The organism is Zongyangia acetica, from assembly GCF_038739695.1.
GTDB classification, from domain to species: Bacteria; Bacillota; Clostridia; order Oscillospirales; family Ruminococcaceae; genus Zongyangia; species Zongyangia gallinarum.
This window is the reverse complement of sequence record NZ_JBBEWN010000011.1, coordinates 14624-34355: the sequence shown is the minus strand read 5'-3', so window position 1 is coordinate 34355 and position 19732 is coordinate 14624. Positions and strand designations below refer to the sequence as shown.

Genomic DNA, 19732 nt, shown 5'->3' with positions numbered 1-19732 from the left:
ACAAATAGTAAAAACGGCTGGCCGTCCTGCCCTGTCCGGCAGCCTTGAAACAACGACAGGGCAAGGAAAGGAGAATGTATTATGGGAAAAGCACTCATCATCGGCTGCGGCGGCGTAGCCAGTGTAGCCATCCACAAATGCTGTCAAAACAGCGACGTCTTTGAAGAAATCTGCATCGCCAGCCGGACTAAATCCAAATGCGACGCGCTGGCGGAGAAACTTTCCGGCGGCAAGACCAAAATCACCACCGCCCAGGTTGACGCCAATGACGTGGACGCCCTCATCGCCCTCATCGAACAGGTCAAGCCGGATGTGGTACTCAATCTGGCCCTGCCCTATCAGGACCTGACCATCATGGACGCCTGCCTTGCCACCAAGGTCAACTATGTGGACACCGCCAACTATGAGCCGGAGGATACCGCTAAATTTGAGTACAGCTGGCAGTGGGCCTACCGGGAAAAATTTGAGAAAGCCGGTATCACCGCCCTGCTGGGCAGCGGCTTCGACCCGGGCGTGACAGGGGTGTTTTCCGCCTATGCCCAGAAACACTACTTCGATGAGATCGAGTACATTGACATCCTCGACTGCAACGCTGGGGATCACGGCTATCCCTTTGCCACCAACTTTAACCCGGAAATCAACATCCGTGAAGTTTCCGCCAACGGCAGCTACTGGGAGGATGGCCACTGGGTGGAGACCAAACCCATGGAGATCAAACGGGTCTACAACTTCCCGGAGATCGGCCCCAAGGATATGTATCTGCTCCATCACGAGGAGATCGAGTCCCTGGCCCTCAACATCAAGGGGATTAAAAGAATCCGCTTCTTCATGACCTTCGGGGAAAGCTATCTCAACCATCTGCGCTGCCTGGAGGATGTAGGGATGACCTCCATCGAGCCCATTGATTATGAGGGACATAAGATCATCCCCCTTCAGTTCCTCAAAGCGGTTCTCCCTGATCCCGCTTCCCTGGGCCCCAGAACCAAAGGAAAAACCAACATCGGCTGCATCTTCCAGGGCAAGAAGGATGGCAAGCCGGTAAGATACTATGTCTATAACGTTTGCGACCACCAGGAGTGCTACAAGGAAGTAGGTTCCCAGGCAATTTCCTATACCACCGGCGTACCGGCCATGATCGGCGCTATGATGCTCTTAAACGGCACCTGGAACAAGCCCGGTGTCCACAACATTGAGGAGTTCGATCCCGATCCCTTCATGGAGGCCCTCAACAAATGGGGCCTGCCCTGGAAAGAATCCTTTGATCCGGAGCTGGTGGACTGATGGAGCGTATGGACCGCCTCCCCACCCCCTGCTATCTGGTAGATGAGGGGCTCATCCGCCGCAATCTGGAGATTTTGTCGTCTGTAAAGGAGCGAACTGGCTGCAAAATCCTCTTAGCCCAGAAAGCATTTTCTATGTATGCTCTCTATCCCCTCATCGGGAAGTATCTGGACGGGGCTACAGCCAGCGGCCTTTTCGAGGCCAGGCTGGGCCGGGAAGAGATGGGCAAGGAAAACCATATCTTTTCCCCAGCCTATCGGGAGGATGAATTTGATGAGATCACGGGGCTTTGCGATCACATCATCTTCAATTCCTTTGCCCAGCTGGAAAAATTCGGTTCTCAGGCTCTAGCGGCCGGCCGGGAAATCGGGCTTCGCATCAATCCGGAATGCTCTACCCAGGATCACGCCATCTATGACCCCTGCTCCCCCGGCTCCAGGCTGGGGGTCACGGCGGAAAACTTCCGGCCAGAGCTTCTGCAAGGGGTGTCGGGGCTTCACTTCCACACCCTCTGTGAACAGGATGCCGACGCCCTGGCCCAAACGCTGGAGGCGGTGGAGACCCGCTTTGGGGAATATCTTCCCCAGATGAAATGGCTCAACTTCGGCGGCGGCCATCACATCACAAGGGCGGATTATGACATTGACCTGCTCTGCTCCCTCATCAGCCGCATCCAGGAAAAATACGGCGTCCAGGTCTATCTGGAACCTGGGGAGGCAGTGGCCTTAAACGCGGGATTTCTGATCACCACCGTTTTGGATACCGTTCACAATGGCATGGATATCGCCATTTTAGATACCTCCGCCGCCTGCCATATGCCCGACGTGCTGGAGATGCCCTACCGGCCTCCTCTCCTGGACTCTGGGAAGGCTGGAGAGCGTCCCTATACCTACCGGCTCACAGGACCTACCTGCCTAGCTGGAGACGTTATCGGGGACTACAGCTTTGATGCTCCCCTCGCTCCCGGGGACCGGCTGATCTTTGGTGATATGGCCATCTATACCATGGTAAAGAATAACACCTTTAACGGCATGAACCTGCCCGCCATCATCCTGCGCCATGAGGACGGGTCCGATCAAATTCTGCGTACCTTTGGATATGAAGACTTTAAATGCCGTTTAGGCTGATACAATCCCCCTTCCTTCGGGAAGGGGGATTTTTCTTTATAGAAAGTATTTCTTACGATTTACCAGTTCCTGCTTGTTTTTCTCCCCTGCTTGCTGTATGATAGGAGCGTCAATCTAGACGGTGCCGAAAGGAGCAACACCATGGAAAAACTATTGGAGATGGAGGGGGTTAGCCTCTCCTTCGACAAAAAGCCAGCCCTTGCGGACCTGTCCTTTCAGGTCAAGCGGGGAGAAGTTTTTGGCTTTCTCGGACCCAGCGGTGCTGGAAAAACCACCACCATCAAGCTGCTCACCCGCCAGCTGCGGGCAGACGCCGGTTTTATTCAGGTCTTTGGAGAAGATATCGGCGCTTTGAGCCAGTCCGCCTTTGACCGCATCGGCGTCCTCACCGACAACAGCGGCCTGTATGAAAGGCTCAGTGTCTTTGAGAACCTGAAGGTATTTGCGGATCTCAAAGGCATCCCTTCTTCCGCCATCTATGAGGTGCTGGAGCGGGTGGGGCTTAAGGATGACAGCAAAAAGTCCTGCAAAACCCTTTCCAAGGGGATGAAGCAGCGGCTTATCCTGGCCCGTGCTGTACTCCACAAGCCGGAGCTTCTCTTTTTAGACGAGCCTACCGCCGCCCTGGACCCTGCTACCACCCAGGAAATCCACCGGCTGCTGCGGGACCTCAACCGGGAGGGAACCACCATCTTCCTGACCACCCACAACATGGAGGAGGCTGATAAGCTCTGTCACTGGGTCGCCTTTCTTCACCACGGGCATATTGTGGAAGGCGGTCCGCCCCAAGAGCTCAAGCTCAAATACGCCAAGGAGCAGATTGTGGCCCGTACCGCTGAAGGCCGCACCATCACTGTGGAAAAATCCTCCGCAGGGCTTTCTGACCTTCTCACCCAGCTGGGACAGGAGAAGCTTTTGACCCTGCATTCCTCCGAGCCCAACCTGGAGGAGATCTTTTTGCATCTGACAGGGAGGGAGTTGTCATGAAAATTCAGCTGCGCAAAGTAATCGCACTATTCAAAAAGGACATGAAGGACACCAGCAAAAATGTGAATGTGATGATTTTGCTGGTTCTCCCCCTGCTCTTCACCTTCCTGTATCAGTTTATCGACCTTGGCGGAGAGGGCATGCCCAAGGAATTTATCCTGTTTATCTCGGTGCTCATGAACCTGTGCCTGGTGCCCGTCTCCTTCCTCTCTATGATTATCGCTGAGGAGAAGGAGAAGAACACCCTGCGCACCCTTATGCTCTCCAACGTCTCCGCCGGGGACTTTCTGCTCAGCAAATCCCTGGTGACCTTTCTCTATATGCAGGTGGTCAATCTGCTCATCTTCTTCATCATCGGCCAGGATATGTCCACCCTGCTTCCCTTCCTGGGGATTACCACCATTTCCAGCTTCTGTATGATCTTTATCGGCGCCGTGGCAGGCCTTGTCTCCAAGGATCAGATGTCCACCAGCCTGGTCACCGTCCCCTTTATGCTCATCTTTCTCATTCCGCCCATGTTTGAGGCCGTCAACCCCATTTTTGCCGCCATCGCCCGGTGGGTTCCCACTACCGCTATGATGAACCTGTATTTCGGTACCGAAGGCGGAGCATGGTATGCTACCATTTGGTTTCAAGTATTGGTTATCCTCCTGTGGACGGCGGCCTCCGCTGTAGCATTCGGCCTAATCTTCCGCAAGAGAAGCCTGGACAATTAGGGTAGATCAGCTCTCTTTTATAAAAGCAAAGCGGCGCCGGGAGATACCCGGCGCCGCTTTCACTATAGCAGAGGCTGGTTTTCCACCGTCACATCCTGGCTGGTGGAAAAGCTTTGGTAAGAAACCATCCCCAAGACAAATTGGAATAAAATAAGCAGGGCCATGATTCCCAAAACAATGGCAACCGCCTTCCAGATTCTGCGGCTTCTCCTGTTTCTCTCCGCCATGGTTTCGTTGAGCCGTTCCAGAGCCTGGGCCAGCGCATCTTTGTCCTCCGGCTCCTCCACCGGACTGCCCAACAACACAGCCACGGTAGTTTCCAGAACTTCCGCCAAGCGCACCAGAAGATCCGCGTCGGGCACCGACCGGCCCTGTTCCCACTTGGACACCGTCTGCCGGACCACATGGAGCCGGGACGCCAATTCCTCCTGGGTCATCCCTTTCTGTTTGCGAAGGGCCTTGAGATTTTCACTGAACATGAGTTTGACCTCCTTTCCCCCTCATCATAGGATAACCTGGCCGCAACAGCAAGCAACGCAGACGCACATTTCCGCCCTTTCAAAAGCCCCGCCTATAAAAGGTGGGGCTTTTTCACCTTCTTATGGGCCAACACCACTCAGATCCTGGCAGCGTGGACAATTTTGCAGCGCATCCTCTGCTACGACAGCCAATGGGAAGTTATGAGCAAGGCGCAGAAGAATTTATTTTTCCTTTGCAAACTGATAAGCCAGATCGACCCAGGAGAAAAACTCCCCATCCAGCTCTTTCTCCGAAGCGATGACCAAATGATGGGTCCATCTCCCCGGATACGGTTCCGTTTTCACCGCGATTCTATGGGATTCCAGGGGCATAGGCAGCCCCAGGGTTACCACGATGTAATTTTCCGGCAATTGCGCTTTTTTCTTCACCCTGGCAAAAGACACACAGGCATATACGCGGCGATTTGAAAAGGTGATCTGCGTCTTCTGCACCCGCAATGTCGTATCCGGATAGATTTGAAAGAGCTTTTTGACAAAAGCTTCATACACCCCAAGCGCATTGGGATGTCCTTCGAAAAACATCATTTCGTCTATGCTCAGCTTTTCCATATCCTTTCCCCATTTCAGCTTTATAATGTGGTTTCTTTCTCCATTGGGCCGGGATTTGCTTGCCTAACGGTGACAAAACCCTGTCTCCCGGCAGCTTGCGGACTTTCTGCCGGATATCCTTTCGGATTCCGAGGATGTCGCAGACGGACCCATCCTCATTTTTGAGCCCCATGTTGACAATGCTTCCGCTATAGGGGACCCCGTCAAAGGCCGCCAGCACCTTTACACGGCCTCTGCCGCCCTTCCCTTTCTCACCGCTTTGTTGACCAGCGGTGGATATATCTTTCCAAAACTCATCTGATCTATTCCCTTCGCATCCATCTGCATTCTCCTTTGCCCATTGAATTTCCGCGGCTATGGCCGGAAAAGGGTTGATCGCTATGGGAATATAGAAAAAGCCGGCCGGAGCTGTCCGGCCGGCTTCGGATCTATGTAATTTATTAGTTTAAACCACTTTCACCTCGGTGGACTTGCGGATTTCCCGCACCTGGTCTTCCGGCGCTCCGTCGTCGGTAATGAGCAGGTCGACGTCCTTCCACTCGCAAAATTCCATAATGGCGCTCTTTTGGAATTTGCTGCTGTCGCTGAGGACAACCGTCTTTTTACTGTGCTCCATCATGGCTTTCTTTACCTCGGCTTCCGCATAAGAAGGGGTGCAGGGCCCTTTTCTCCAGCTAAAGCCGTCGGATCCTAAAATAGCCACATCTACCCGCACTGTGTTGATGGCGTTCATGGTCCATAGCCCTACCAGGGCCATGCTGCTGCCCCGCATCTCTCCGCCCAGGGAAAGCACTGTATTTTCGGTGCCTGAAAGCAGGGGCGGCAGGTTGGCGGAGTTGGTGATGACGGTGATCCCCTTTTTCAAGGCCAACAGTTTTGCCAATTGGAAGGTGGTACTGCCGGAGTCAAGAAGGATGACGCTGTTGTCCTCGATATAGTCCAGCGCCGCCTTGGCTACCTTGGACTTGAGATCCATGTGCTCCATAAATTTCTCCGACAAAGGCCGTTCCAACAGCTCGCTGGCGGCGATCGCCCCGCCATGGCTCTTTCTTGCTACGCCCTGGCTCTCAAGGTAGATTAAGTCCTTTCGAATCGTTTCCGTTGACACATGGAACATTTCCGCCAACTCTCCGACCTTTACGCTGCCTTCAAACACCAACATTTGCGCAAGCTTGTTTCTTCTTTCTGCTGTGAGCCCGTTGGACACCTTTTTCACAACCTTTCCCATGGCATTTTGGGGTTACGATTATTGTAACATTGGGATTTTTCCCTGTCAATCAAGCCGGAAGAGGGAATTTCCTCTCCCCTTTCCACAAATCGCCCGCCTGTCCCGAAGTTTCCCCTTTCGGATTTGTACAGATTCACCTATCAACAATGCGCTTTCTTGACAGATAAAATAAATTCTGCTACGCTTATTCTATCTTTTTGAAAATATCAGCGAAAACCTGCCTGGGGAAGGGCAGGCATCAAACAAGGAGGAAACGAAAGTGAAATTAGCTTTTTCAACTTTGGGCTGTCCAGACTTTGACTGGTCGGACATCTATTCCATGGCCAAAGATTTTGGCTTCGACGGTATCGAAATGCGCGGCCTAGGCGACAACATTTTCTCGGTGAACGCCAAGCCTTTTCGCGAGGATAACCTTCCCAAGACCGTGGCCCAGCTACAAAAAATGCGGCTGGAGATCGCCTGCCTATCCTCCGGATGCAGCCTAAAATACGCTGATAAAGCTGAGGAAACTTACAAAGAACTTCTTACCTACATCGATCTGGCCTCCAAGCTGGGCACCCCCTATATCCGCATCCTGGCCGACCGCAACGCTGCCCCAGAAGGGGAGGTAGACGATCAGGTCATCCTGGCCGCCCTGCGCCGGCTGATCCCCTATGCGGAAGAAAAGAATGTCACCCTGCTGGTGGAAACCAACGGCGTCTACACCGATACCGCCCGGCTGCGGGATCTGCTGGATCAAATTGACAGCGACAACATCGGCGCCTTGTGGGATATCCATCATCCCTACCGTTTTGCCGGAGAGGCTCCGGGACAGACGGTACAGAATCTGGGGGCTTACATCAAATATACCCATATCAAAGATTCTGTCATTGTGGATGGCAAGGTCTGCTATAAGATGATGGGAGAAGGCGACCTTCCCATTGACGACATCATGCTGGCGCTGCGCTCCATCAACTATGAAGGCTATATCTCCCTGGAATGGCTCAAGCGCTATGCCCCGGATCTCAGCGATCCCGGTATTGTCTTCCCCCACTTTGCCAATTTCATGAGCCACTATATGAGTTCTCCCGCCGAATCCCGGCGGCTGTATGACAACAACGCTAAAACCGGAAAATATGTCTGGCCCAAGGAACACCTAATCGACCTGACCTTCCCCCAGGTTTTAGACCGGATGGTGGACGAGTTCCCCGACCAGTATGCCTTCCGTTATACCACCCTAGACTACACCCGGACCTATTCCCAGTTTAGGGACGACGTAGATCAATTTGCCCGCGCCCTCATCGCCATGGGCGTTAAAACCGGCGACCATGTGGCCATCTGGGCCACCAATGTGCCCCAATGGTTCATCACCTTCTGGGCCACCACCAAAATCGGCGCTGTGCTGGTCACCGTCAACACCGCCTATAAGATCCATGAGGCGGAATATCTGCTCCGTCAATCGGATACCCATACCCTGGTTATGATCGATGGTTTCAAGGATTCCGACTATGTGGGGATCATCAAAGAACTGTGTCCGGAGCTGGCTACTCTGCCCAAGGGCCGTCCCCTTCACAGCAGAAAGCTGCCCTTCCTGCGCAATGTCATCACGGTGGATTCCAAACAGCCGGGCTGCTATACCTGGGAAGAGGCCCTGGAGTTGGCCGATCATGTTCCCATGGAGGCGGTGTATCGCCGTGCTGCAGCCATCCACAAGGATGACGTCTGCAACATGCAGTACACCTCCGGTACTACCGGTTTCCCCAAAGGCGTTATGCTGACCCACTACAACGTGGTCAACAACGGCAAGGCCATTGGCGACTGCATGGATCTTTCCACGGCAGACCGGCTGATGATCCAGGTACCCATGTTCCACTGCTTCGGCATGGTACTGGCCATGACGGCCGCCATGACCCATGGCACCACCATGTCCCCCATCCCCGCCTTCTCCCCCAGCAAGGGACTGGCCTGCATCAACCAGGAAAAGATTACCGCTTTCCACGGAGTTCCCACCATGTTTATTGCCATGTTGGGACATAAGGATTTTGATAAGACTGATTTCAGCTATATGCGCACCGGTATTATGGCCGGCAGCCCCTGCCCCATCAAGGTGATGGAGGATGTCATCGAAAAGATGAACATGAAGGAAATCTGCATCACCTATGGACAGACCGAGGCTTCTCCCGGCTGCACCATGAGTAAGACCACCGATTCCATTGAGGCCCGGGTCAACACTGTCGGCGGCGCTATGTACGGCGTAGAATGCAAGATTGTAGATCCGGAAACGGGAGAGGACCTGCCCGACAATGTGGACGGCGAATTTGTGGCCCGGGGCTACAATATCATGAAGGGCTATTATAAGATGCCGGAGGCAACTGCCGCCGCCATCGACGCGGATGGCTGGCTCCACACCGGCGACCTGGCCCGCCGGGATGAAAATGGATACTATAAGATCACCGGCCGCATTAAGGATATGATTATCCGCGGCGGTGAAAACATCTATCCCAAGGAGATTGAAGACTTCATCTACACCCATCCCAAGGTCAGCGATGTTCAGGTCATCGGTGTCCCGGATAAGGATTATGGAGAGGCGATTATGGCCTGTGTCATCCTGAAAAAGGGCGAGACCATGACCGAGGATGAACTCAAAGAATATGTGTCTTCCCACATGGCCAAGCACAAGACCCCCGCCTATGTGGACTTTGTGGATAGCTTCCCCATGAATGCTGCCGGCAAAATCCTCAAATATAAAATGCGGGAAAATGCTGTGGAGAAACTGGGCCTGCAGGCCGCCAATGCCATTGAAACCGCATAAACTTTTTATTTAGAAATAAAAGGAACCCTCCAATCAAAAATGGGGGGCTCCTTTTTTCTATGAATAAAATTGCCTGCAATTTTTCGACAGAGAATTGGAGGTTACTTTGTTATAATAATTTCTGGTTTAAGATTTTCCATATCCATCTTGATATAATCCAGCAAAACCTCATCAAAATGGATTGGGGATACCTGGTCACGATTGCATATTGCAATCAGCGCTTCCAGCTTGTGGCGGGAAAGATTGACATCATGAAAAATGTAGGTCTCTCCCTCTTGTTTGGCTACCACGTTCAGCATAGTGTAGGGACTTTGTCCCTCTTCTTCCCGTTGCTCTTCAACTACCTCGTAACTACTCATAGCTCAACTTCCTTTTTATTGAAATTTCTTTCTCATCTTTATCTATATTTTACTATATCTGTTAATAATTGTCAATCTTTGGTAAAAGAATAATTTGAAAAAATTTCATAATTTTCCTGTTTTTTCTTTAATATTTCATGAGGATTGACATTCACAAAAAAATTTTGTATAATAACACAAAAATTGAAAGGGGTAAGCGTGTGATTATTTTTTCTTGCTAACAAAGAAAAGGCAAATGCTGACAGTCGCAAGCTGTCTGATTTCTTTTGCCCCAATGCAAGAAAGTAATCTGCTTCTCCCCATCTGATTAAGAAGTTCATCTGCGTTTTTTATCAGCGCGGAGGGGATATGGCTGTGTAAGCTGCAAGAAGTTTGCTTTCTTGCGGCTTATTTTATTTTTGGAGGCGGTTTTCATGTCTTTGATCAGCGTATCCCATCTCACCTTCTGCTATGAGGGTAGCTTTGACAATATCTTTGAGGATGTATCCTTTCAGATCGACACCGACTGGAAGCTTGGGCTCACCGGCCGCAATGGGCGGGGAAAAACCACTTTTTTAAAGCTGCTCATGGGGCAGTATGAATACAAGGGAACCATTTCCCACAGCGTCCGCTTTGACTATTTCCCCTTCGAAGTTTCACAGCCGGAGCGGATGACCTTGGACATAGCGGAGGAAATCCTTGACGGCGCCGAGTCTTGGCGGCTATTCCGGGAGCTTTCCCTGCTGGAGGTGGACAGCGAGGTCCTCTACCGCCCTTTTTCCACCCTGAGCCAGGGGGAACGGACCAAAGTCCTGCTGGCAGCCCTTTTCCTGCGGGAGAACAACTTCCTCCTCATCGATGAGCCTACCAACCATTTGGATCAACATGCCCGGCAGGTGGTTGCGGAGTATCTCAAGGGCAAGCGGAGCTTTATCCTAGTTTCCCATGACCGTGCCTTCCTCGACGGCTGTATCGATCACATCCTCTCGATTAACCGCTGCAACATTGAGGTGCAGCGGGGGAATTTTTCCAGCTGGCAGGAGAACAAGCACCGTCAGGATCAATTTGAGATGCAGGAAAATGAGCGGCTGCAAAAGGATATCCGCCGGCTTTCTGCCGCGGCCCGGCGGACCTCCGGTTGGTCAGACCGGGTGGAGGCCAGCAAATACGGGGAAGACGCTTTTGACAAGGGTTATATCGGCCATAAATCAGCCAAGATGATGAAACGGGCCAAGGTCATTGCCCGGCGGCAGCAGGAGGCTGTGGAGCAAAAGTCTTCTCTGTTAAAAAACCTGGACACATCTGAATCCCTTTCCCTGAAAAATCTGGACTTTCACAAAAAGGTGCTGGCCCAGATCCAGGATCTATCCATCTCCTATGACGGCCGTCCTGTAACCGAACATCTGAGCTTTACAGTAGAGCGGGGAGACCGCATTGCCCTGGTGGGAAAGAATGGGGCGGGAAAATCCAGTGTCTTAAAGCTTCTGCTGGGGCAGGATATCCCCCACACCGGTCATGTAGCTGCGGCCCAGGGGCTGGTGATCTCCTGTATCCCCCAGGATACCTCCTATCTCCAGGGGGATCTCCGGGAATATATCGAAAGCCAAGGGCTGGACGAAAGCCTTTTTAAGGCCATTCTGAGGAAGATGGACTTTTCTCGGGAACAGTTCTCCAAGGGGATGGAGCAGCTCAGCGCTGGACAAAAGAAAAAGGTGCTCCTCGCCCAAAGTCTATGCCAGGAGGCCCATCTCTATCTCTGGGACGAGCCCCTCAACTACATCGATATTCTCTCTCGCATCCAGATTGAGGAACTGATCCTCAACTGCCGGCCCACCATGGTGTTTGTGGAGCATGACGCCGCCTTTCAGTCCAAGGTAGCGACCAAAATTATCCCTCTGTGATGCGGCCGGAAGCTATCCTTCAAATTTCAAAGAGAAATTATTCATATTATCTAAAAATGGCGGTGGAATTCTATACTGGATATCCGAGGAATGTGTTGATTCCATGAATTTTTGTCAGAAATCTTTATTTTCCCCTTGATCTGTGCTATAAATAGAGATACCGCAAAAATGATCTGAAGAAGAAAGGGTTATCACAGTGAAAAAAAGAATTCTTTGTGCTGCCGCTCTCTGCGTCGCAGTTATGCTGGGCGGATGTGCAAGCAATGACAGCGGAAACGAATATGTAAAATTAGGCGAATACAAGGGCTTAGAAGTACAGGTAGAAACGCCCGTCGTCACCGATGAGGAAGTCAATGCCCAAATCGAGCGCCTTTTGAGCGATAAGTCCACCACCGAAGAGGTCACCGGCCGGCCGGTGGCAGACGGCGATGTGGTCAACATTGACTATGAAGGCCTAGTCGACGGCGAGGCTTTTGACGGCGGTTCCGCTGAGGGCTATGACCTGACCATCGGCTCCGGCCGTTTTATCGACGGCTTTGAGGAGGGGCTCATCGGAGCTGAAATCGGTGACCAGGTCAGCCTGAACCTCACCTTCCCCGATCCTTATGACAACAACCCCGATTTGGCAGGGGTCCCAGTGGTTTTCAATGTCACCGTCAACAGCATCCAGGAAACGGTCACGCCGGAATTGACCGATGAGTTTGTTCAGACCTTAGGCGATGAGTATCAGACGGTGGAAGACTACACTACCGCGTTGAAAAATTCCTTACTGGAACAAAAACAGCAGAGCATTGACTCCCAGACTATATCGGACCTTCAGGATATGCTGCTGGAAAACTGCGAAATCCTCCAGTATCCAGAAGGGGCTGTGGATGACTATGTGGCGGAGATGACCGACTACTATAACGAGTACGCCGCCGCCTACAGCATGACCTTGGATGAGTTTATGCAGCAAAACTATGGCATGACAGAGGACGAGTTCAACGAAGAGGCCCAGACCATGGCGGAGCAAAACGTAGGCTTGGAGTTGATCTATCAGGCCATCGCTGAGGCGGAGGGCATTTCCATCAGCGACGAGGAGTATGCAGAGCTCTGCACACAATATACTTCTGACTTCGGCTTTGAGACCGAGGAAGAATTTGTGGAATACTATGGCGGTGAAGAAGAGGTCAGAGCCAACATGCTGGCGGATAAAGTCCTGGAATTTGTCGCTGACAATGCGGTGGAAGTGACCGCTTAAACCCAATAAAAAATCCCCGGGAAACCGGGGATTTTTTATGTGCTAGATTTGTTATCAAAATGGGTTCGGGAGAAAGCCTCACTCCCGGGCCCATTTTTCTATTGCAGCAGTTCTTCCAAAAGCCGCCGGATGACCACAGGGTTTCCCTTCCCCGCCGTCTTTTTCAGCACCTGTCCTATAAGGGGCTGGATGGCCTGGCGCTTTCCATTTTTGTAGTCAGAAACGGACTTCTCGTTTTCTATCAGCGCCTGCTCTACCAAGGGCCGCAGCACGCCCTCGTCGCTTTGCTGCCACAGTCCTTCCCGCTCTGCCAGCGCCTCTGGATCCTGATCCTCCTCCCACAGTGCCTGGATGAGGCGTTTTCCGGTGCCGGAGTTGATTCTCCCTTCCTCCAGCAGATCCGCAATCCGCCCTAGGTGGGCAGGGGCAATGGGAATTCTAGTTTCGCCCACCGGCAGCAGACGGAACACCTCGGAGGTAATCAGATGGGCTAGGGTTTTAACCCCTTTGGAGTGAGCAGCCGCCGCTTCAAAGTAGTCGGCGATCTCCCGCTGGGATACCAGCGCCTCCGCGTCGGCGGCAGTCAGGCCAAAGCGTTCCAGATAGGCAGCCTTCCTCTCGTCGGGGAGGATGGGGATTTCCCCTTCCAGCCGGGCAATGGTGGTGTCAGACAGGACAATGGGCACAAGATCCGGATCGGGGAAATACCGGTAGTCGTTGGCGTTCTCCTTCCGCCGCATGGAGAAGGTCTTGCCGGTTTTTTCGTCGAAACGGCGGGTTTCCTGAACAATCTTTTCCCCTGCCTCCAGGGCCTCCACCTGGCGCTTGTATTCGTAGGTGATGGCCTTCTGGATAAACTGGAAGGAGTTGAGGTTTTTCATCTCGGTGCGGGTGCCAAAGGCTTTCTCTCCCCGCTTCCTCACCGAAAGGTTCACGTCACAGCGCAGGGAACCCTCCTGCATCTTGCAGTCGGAAACCCCGGTATAGAGCATAATGGCCCTCAGCTTCTGGACATAGGCCACCGCCTCCTCCGCCGAGCGAATATCCGGCTCGGAGACAATCTCAATCAGGGGGACGCCGCACCGGTTATAGTCACAGAGGGTGCCGCCTGAAGCGGTGTGGATCAGTTTTCCCGCGTCCTCCTCAATATGGATGCGGGTGATGCCAATCCGCTTTTCCCCCGCCTTGGTCTGGATGTCCAGCCAGCCGTGCTCACACAAAGGCAGGTCGTACTGGGAGATTTGATAGGCCTTGGGCAGGTCGGGGTAAAAGTAGTTTTTCCGATCCTCCTTGGAGTAGCGGGCGATGGTGCAGTGGGTGGCAAGGCCCGCTTTCACCGCATACTCCACCACCTGTTCATTGAGCACCGGCAGGGTTCCCGGCATTCCCATACAGACCGGGCAGCACTGGGTGTTGGGCGCGGCGCCAAAGGCGGTGGAGCAGCCGCAGAAAATCTTGGTCTTGGTTTTCAGCTCCACATGGACCTCCAGGCCGATGACCATTTCGTAAGCTGTGCTCATTTTTTCTCCCCCTTTCTCCACATTTCCAAGGCGTAGCCCGCCTGGTAGAGCTTGCGCTCTGAAAAGGCGGGGCCGATCAGCTGCATGCCGATGGGCAGCCCTTCCTTATCCTCCCCGCAGGGCAGGGACAGGGCGGGTACCCCGGCCATATTCACCGGCACGGTATAGACATCCCCCAGGTACATGGAAAGGGGATCGCTGACCTTCTCCCCGATACGATAGGCGGTGGTAGGCGCCACGGGGGAAAGGATCATGTCGCAGGAACGGAATACCCGGTTCATATCCTCCACAATGAGGGTGCGGGCCTGCAGCGCCTTTTTATAGTAAGCGTCGTAGTATCCGGAGCTCAGCGCGAAGGAACCCAGCATAATCCTCCGTTTGACCTCAGGGCCAAAGCCCTCGCTCCGGGTGTTTTTATATAGGTCGTCTATACTTTCGTAGTTTTCCGCCCTGAACCCGTACTTGACCCCGTCAAATCGGGCCAGGTTGGAGGAGGCTTCCGCACTGGAAAGGATATAGTAGGCAGGCAGCGCATGGCCCAGGCTCTTCATGGAGACCTCTTCGATCTCAGCGCCCAGGCTGCGGTACGCTTTGGCCACTGCCAGGATGGCGTCCCGGATTTCCGGAGACAGCCCCTCCCCAAAATATTCCTGGGGAAGGGCAATCTTCATCCCCTTGACGCCCCTCTCTATCCCTTCGGCAAAGTCGCCGTAGGTCCGGTCAACGCTGGTGGCATCCCGCTTATCGTGCCCCGCGATGGCGGTGAGGACCATCGCATTATCTCGCACGTCCCGGGTCAGCGGGCCGATCTGATCCAGGGAGGAGGCAAAGGCGATGAGGCCGTAGCGGGAAACCAAGCCATAGGTAGGCTTCATCCCCACTACGCCGCAGAAGGCCGCGGGCTGGCGGATGGAGCCGCCGGTGTCAGAGCCCAGGGCATAGGCCGCCTCGTTGGCTCCCACCGCGGCGGCACTGCCTCCTGAACTGCCTCCTGGCACCCGGGAGGGATCACGGGGGTTGCGGGTCACCTTGTAAAAGCTGTTTTCGGTGGTGGAACCCATGGCAAATTCATCCATGTTGGTCTTGCCCAGCATCACCATCTGCCGCTCCTGAAGCCGCTCCATCACCGCCGCATCATAGGGAGGGATGAAGTTGCCCAGCATCTTGGAGGCACAGGTGGTTTTCACCCCTTTGGTGCAGATGTTGTCTTTGATGGCCCCCGGAACCCCGGCCAAGGGATGCAGGCTTTCTCCTGCCGCCCGGCGCTCATCCACCTTCTCGGCGGCGGCAAGCGCTATCTCCCCGGTGACGGTGAGATAGGCGGCGGTTTCCCCGTCCTTTTTCTCAATGGCCTCCAGATAGGCCTGGGTAGCCTCCACCGAGGAGATTTCCATTTTCTCCAACGCCTGGGACAGCTCATATCCTGTCATATCTGTCAGTTTCATCTTTCTCCCCCCTTACTCTTCCACCACTTTGGGCACATAAATATAGCCATCCTGCGCGGTTGGTGTATTTTGCAGCAGCGAATCCCGGTCAAAGCTGGGAACCACCACATCCTCCCGGAACACATTTTTCATAGGAAGCACATGGGCGGTGGGCTCCACCCCCTCGGTATCCAGGGCGGAAAGCTGATCGGCAAAGGCGATGATGGCCGAAAGCTCCTGCTTCATGGCCTTTTTCTCCTCCGGGCTCAAGGTGAGCTTGGATAAATCGGCCACATTGTCCACATCAATGTCCACGGTTTTCCTCCGGGAGCCTCCGGCGCCTTTGTCCGCCCTGCGTCGCTGGGCCTCCCCAACGCCCAGGTGAAGGACCTCCAGCTGCTCATCGTCCACCATTCCCGGCGCCCCTGTCAAGGGACAGGAGGCGTCCTTGACCTTGGGGAAAGCGATGACCTGCCGCAGGGAGTCCTCCCCCAACAGCAGCATGGCCAGCCGGTCTAATCCAAAGGCGAAGCCGCCGTGGGGCGGAGTACCGTACTGGAAGGCGTGGACCATAAAGCCAAACCGGTTTTCAATTTCTTCGTCGGTAAAGCCCAATGCCTCAAACATCTTCTGCTGAATCTGGTCGTCATGGATACGGATGCTGCCGGAACCCAGCTCCACACCGTTTAACACCACGTCATAAGCCTGGGCCCGAACCCGGCCTGGATCGGTCAGCAGATAGGGCACATCCTCAGGATAGGGCATGGTGAAGGGGTGATGGGTGGCCACAAACCGGCCTTCTTCCTCCGAATACTCAAACTGAGGGAAGTCGGTGACCATGAGAAACCGGAAGTCATCCTTCCGCCGCAGACCCAGCATCTCCCCCAAATCCAGCCGAAGCCGTCCCAGGGTGTCCCGCACCTTGGCAAGGGTCCCGGCTCCAAAGAGGATAAAGTCGCCGGGCTTAGCGTCCACCCTTGCCAGGATGGCATCCATCTCCTCTTTGGTAAAGTATTTTGTCAGAATGGAATAGAGGGAACCATCGGGCTTTTGGGCAATCCAAGCCATGCCGCCGGCGCCATAGCTCTGGGCCTTGCGGGTGAGATCCTCAATCTGGGTGCGGGTAAAATCGGCGCAGCCCTTGACATTAATCGCCCGCACCACGCCGCCAGCGTCGGCCACCTTTCGAAACACCGAAAACCCGCAGGACCTGGCAATGTCGGTCAGATCCACAATGGGCAGATCAAACCGCAGGTCCGGCTTGTCGGAACCATAGCGGTCCATGGCTTCCTGCCAGGTCATCCGCGGGAATGGCCCCTCAATTTCCCGCCCCATCATCTGGCGGAAAATATGTTTAAAAAGCCTTTCCAGATGCTCCAGGATGTCCTCCTGATCCACAAAGGACATCTCCATGTCCACCTGGGTAAATTCCGGCTGCCGGTCGGCCCGCAGGTCCTCATCCCGGAAGCACCGGGCCACCTGGTAGTATCGGTCCACACCGCCCACCATCAAAAGCTGCTTAAAAATCTGGGGGGACTGGGGCAGAGCGTAAAACTCCCCCGGATGGACCCGGCTGGGCACCAGGTAGTCCCGGGCTCCCTCCGGCGTGGACTTGGTGAGGATGGGGGTTTCCACCGCGATAAAGCCCATATCGTCCAGATAGCGCTCTGTGATCCCCTGAAGCTTATGGCGAAACCGCAGGTTGCGAAGCATATTCGGCCGCCGGATGTCCAGATACCGGTATCTGAGCCGCACCTCTTCCCGGACACTGCCCCCTTCCTCTATGGGGAAGGGCAGGGGCCTTGCGCTGGAGAGAAGCTCCAGCTTCCGGGCCCGCAATTCAATGGTGCCGGTGGGGATGCGGGGGTTGTAGGTTTCCTCATCCCTGATACACAGCGGCCCCTGGACGGCGATAACCGATTCATTTTTGAGTCCCTCCGCCAGGGCAAATTCCTCCGGCGAAAGATTGGCGGCGTTAAAAACCACCTGGAGGGTGCCTTCCCTATCCCTGAGATCGATGAAGATGACACCGCCCATATCCCGTTTGGACTGAACCCAGCCCATGGCTGTCACCGTCTGGCCTACGCTTTCCTCCCGGAATGCGCCGCAATAACCTGTTCTTTTCATCCGATTGACCCCCTTTATCCATTGGCCCATCCCAGGGCCGGTGTGTCTCTGTTTTGGCTGAGCCTCCACAGTGATCGCAAAATCAATGGGACAGCCATAAGCTTGCTTCAAATAAAAAAGGCTTTTCGTCCCCGAAAAAGGGACGAAAAGCCTTTGACTTCCCGTGGTGCCACCCAGTTTGAACTGCGCCTTTGCAGTTCCCTTTCGGCACAGGTCCTTGCTCCTATGCCCAGCGGCTGTAACGCTCCGCCTGCGGCTGGATCTACTCGCTTTTGCTTTCGGCCAGCAGCTCCGGGATGTTCTTCTTCTGGAAATCCGCGCCGGGCTTCCACCCTCCCCGGCTCTCTGTGGCTACCATTCCAAAATACTCTTCCCATCATCGCTTTTGATGTGGTAATTTTTCTTTATTATATCCCGAAAATCCGGAATGTCAAGAATTTTTACAGAATTTTTGCATCAAAGGACCGGTTCTCCCGCCGGTTTTGGCTGGTCAGCGGGGGCATTGACCATCAGCTTTTCCCTCCATTTTCCGGTACGGAACCGGACCAGGAATACCACCGCTCTGACACATTCATCCAGGGCCATGGCAATCCAGATGCCCACCAAACCGTATCCTAAAACAATGCCGAAGAGATAGCCTAGGGCGACAGCTACACTCCACATAAAGATGACGCCTACCGCCACCGGCACCTTCACATCTCCAGCGGCTACCAGACACCGGCTCATGACGATGTTGACCGCCCGGCCAAGCTCTAAGAGAAATTCTACCAGAATGATTTCCCTGCCTAGGGCATGGACTGCCGGGTCATCGGTAAAGAGGGAAAAGATCCAATCACTTCCAAGGAAGATGACCAGGATCAGAGAGAGGGATACCAAAATAGATATCCCCAGGGTTCGTTTCACCCGATAGCTCACCCGATCCAGCTGTCCTGCTCCGATGAGGTAGCCCAAAGCGATTTGGGTGGCCTGGGCAATGGCCGTGGTGTAAACATAGGCCACATTGGCCAGCATACTGCAATAAACCTTGGTGGCGATGACCGTCGTACCAAAAATGTTGATCAACCCCAGGATTACAATCTGAGACAGGTTATAAGAAAGCTCCTCCCCGCAGGAGGGCAGTCCAATAAAGAGCAGCTTTTTAGCCGTATCCTTGGGAAAAGGACGAAAATAAACGGGAGAAATCCCAATTCCCGTTTTTTTCAGGAAAAGGAAAAAGACGATGACCAGACCAATGAACTTGCTGATATCGGTGGAAATGGCCGCCCCTACAATGCCAAGACGGGGGGCGCCCAAAAGTCCGTTGATGAGGATGGCGTTGCCCACAATATTGAGCAGGTTCATGATGAGTGATACCATCATCACATGTCCCAGCATGGCAAAGGAGCGCAAAATGGCTGCAAATGTCATATAAAGGCCCTGGATGAGGATACAGCTGCCCACAATGAGCAGATAGCTGCTGGCTTCTCCGATGATCTCTTCCGGAATCTGCATCCAAACAAAAATCTGGCGGTGCAGTATGACGATGGCAGCTGTGGTAACAAGGCTTGCCACCGCGATAATCAGCACCGATATATTGCAGACCTCGCCGATTTTGCGGCGATTGTCCGCACCTAAATATTGGGAGAGCAAAATGGTGGTAGCAACGCTCATCACATTGAGGACAATGATGACAATATTCATCACCTGGTTGGCGTTTCCGATGGCGGCCACCGAGTTTTGTGAATAGTGGCTGACCATAAATTGGTCCACATTGCCCACAAGAAGCTGCAAAAGCAGCTCCACAAAGATGGGCACCGACATCTTAAATACCTGTTTGGTTGAATCCTGATAGGCAATCATAAAGGCCGCCTTCTTCCGTGAATTTCTAAAGTACATTTCCTGCAAATCCTCGCCCATTATATCACAAAGATTTCCGGCCGCAATACCCTTTTGAAAGTTCTCAAAAAGCTCTAAAATTCCCGTGT

General features: G+C 53.6%; 17 protein-coding genes and 1 other annotated feature. Of the genes, 7 read left to right on the top strand and 10 right to left on the bottom strand.

The annotated features are described in order from the left end of the window. The first annotated feature begins 81 nt into the window (after positions 1-81). The 4 genes from WGC32_RS10790 to WGC32_RS10775 all read left to right on the top strand — a co-directional run bounded on the left by WGC32_RS10790 (position 82) and on the right by WGC32_RS10775 (position 4111). A complete protein-coding gene (locus tag WGC32_RS10790) occupies positions 82-1281 on the top strand; it encodes a saccharopine dehydrogenase C-terminal domain-containing protein (protein WP_191481436.1) in 1200 nt (399 codons plus the stop codon). After that, entirely contained in the window at positions 1281-2408 is a 1128-nt protein-coding gene (nspC, locus tag WGC32_RS10785) for a carboxynorspermidine decarboxylase (RefSeq protein ID WP_342681906.1), read from the top strand. The genes WGC32_RS10790 and nspC overlap by 1 nt, the downstream gene beginning before the upstream one ends. Positions 2409-2549: 141 nt before the next feature. Continuing rightward, the gene (locus tag WGC32_RS10780; RefSeq protein ID WP_342681904.1) at positions 2550-3395 is read left to right on the top strand and encodes an ABC transporter ATP-binding protein; all 846 of its coding nucleotides are present in this window, start codon (positions 2550-2552) and stop codon (positions 3393-3395) included. Continuing rightward, complete coding sequence (locus WGC32_RS10775) at positions 3392-4111, top strand: ABC transporter permease (protein ID WP_191481433.1); 720 nt, start codon at positions 3392-3394, stop codon at positions 4109-4111. Before WGC32_RS10780 ends, WGC32_RS10775 begins: the two co-directional genes overlap by 4 nt. Before the next feature lie 62 nt (positions 4112-4173). Here the strand turns inward: WGC32_RS10775 and WGC32_RS10770 are convergent, their stop codons facing one another. The 4 genes from WGC32_RS10770 to WGC32_RS10755 form a co-directional block, all read right to left on the bottom strand. Then, entirely contained in the window at positions 4174-4590 is a 417-nt protein-coding gene (locus WGC32_RS10770; RefSeq protein WP_191481432.1) for a helix-turn-helix domain-containing protein, read from the bottom strand. A 222-nt stretch (positions 4591-4812) separates the two neighbouring features. Continuing rightward, entirely contained in the window at positions 4813-5199 is a 387-nt protein-coding gene (locus tag WGC32_RS10765) for a DUF5655 domain-containing protein (RefSeq protein ID WP_342681901.1), read from the bottom strand. Continuing rightward, on the bottom strand, positions 5132-5419 hold the full coding sequence (locus tag WGC32_RS10760; RefSeq protein ID WP_342681899.1) for a DUF1905 domain-containing protein: 288 nt from the start codon (positions 5417-5419) through the stop codon (positions 5132-5134). The genes WGC32_RS10765 and WGC32_RS10760 overlap by 68 nt, the downstream gene beginning before the upstream one ends. A gap of 225 nt (positions 5420-5644) precedes the next feature. Further along, the gene (locus WGC32_RS10755; protein ID WP_191510051.1) at positions 5645-6415 is read right to left on the bottom strand and encodes a DeoR family transcriptional regulator; all 771 of its coding nucleotides are present in this window, start codon (positions 6413-6415) and stop codon (positions 5645-5647) included. Between the two features lie 271 nt (positions 6416-6686). Between WGC32_RS10755 and WGC32_RS10750 the strand changes: the two genes are divergently transcribed. After that, the gene (locus tag WGC32_RS10750; protein ID WP_342681897.1) at positions 6687-9218 is read left to right on the top strand and encodes an AMP-binding protein; all 2532 of its coding nucleotides are present in this window, start codon (positions 6687-6689) and stop codon (positions 9216-9218) included. Positions 9219-9319: 101 nt separating this feature from the next. Here WGC32_RS10750 and WGC32_RS10745 read toward each other — a convergent pair whose 3' ends face one another. Further along, positions 9320-9577: a DUF6514 family protein gene (locus tag WGC32_RS10745; RefSeq protein ID WP_191510053.1), complete on the bottom strand. Its 258-nt coding sequence runs from the start codon at positions 9575-9577 to the stop codon at positions 9320-9322. Positions 9578-9648: 71 nt separating this feature from the next. After that, on the bottom strand, positions 9649-9897 hold the full coding sequence (locus WGC32_RS10740) for a hypothetical protein (RefSeq protein ID WP_342681894.1): 249 nt from the start codon (positions 9895-9897) through the stop codon (positions 9649-9651). 93 nt (positions 9898-9990) lie between these two features. Here WGC32_RS10740 and abc-f point away from each other — a divergent pair, with 93 nt between their 5' ends. Then, positions 9991-11457, top strand: a complete 1467-nt coding sequence (gene abc-f, locus WGC32_RS10735) for a ribosomal protection-like ABC-F family protein (RefSeq protein ID WP_342681892.1) — start codon at positions 9991-9993, stop codon at positions 11455-11457. A 196-nt stretch (positions 11458-11653) separates the two neighbouring features. Beyond that, a complete protein-coding gene (tig, locus tag WGC32_RS10730; protein ID WP_342681891.1) occupies positions 11654-12697 on the top strand; it encodes a trigger factor in 1044 nt (347 codons plus the stop codon). A 98-nt stretch (positions 12698-12795) separates the two neighbouring features. Here the strand turns inward: tig and gatB are convergent, their stop codons facing one another. The 4 genes from gatB to WGC32_RS10710 form a co-directional block, all read right to left on the bottom strand. Next, entirely contained in the window at positions 12796-14217 is a 1422-nt protein-coding gene (gene gatB / locus WGC32_RS10725) for an Asp-tRNA(Asn)/Glu-tRNA(Gln) amidotransferase subunit GatB (RefSeq protein ID WP_342681889.1), read from the bottom strand. Then, positions 14214-15662 carry an Asp-tRNA(Asn)/Glu-tRNA(Gln) amidotransferase subunit GatA gene (gene gatA / locus WGC32_RS10720; protein WP_342681887.1) on the bottom strand — a complete coding sequence of 483 codons (1449 nt, stop codon included), beginning with the start codon at positions 15660-15662 and terminating at the stop codon, positions 14214-14216. Before gatA ends, gatB begins: the two co-directional genes overlap by 4 nt. 12 nt (positions 15663-15674) lie before the next feature. Beyond that, the gene (gene aspS, locus WGC32_RS10715; protein ID WP_342681885.1) at positions 15675-17768 is read right to left on the bottom strand and encodes an aspartate--tRNA ligase; all 2094 of its coding nucleotides are present in this window, start codon (positions 17766-17768) and stop codon (positions 15675-15677) included. A gap of 135 nt (positions 17769-17903) precedes the next feature. Further along, positions 17904-18157: a binding site (T-box leader), on the bottom strand. Positions 18158-18224: 67 nt separating this feature from the next. Further along, complete coding sequence (locus WGC32_RS10710) at positions 18225-19643, bottom strand: MATE family efflux transporter (RefSeq protein ID WP_342681883.1); 1419 nt, start codon at positions 19641-19643, stop codon at positions 18225-18227. Between the last annotated feature and the right edge of the window lie 89 nt (positions 19644-19732).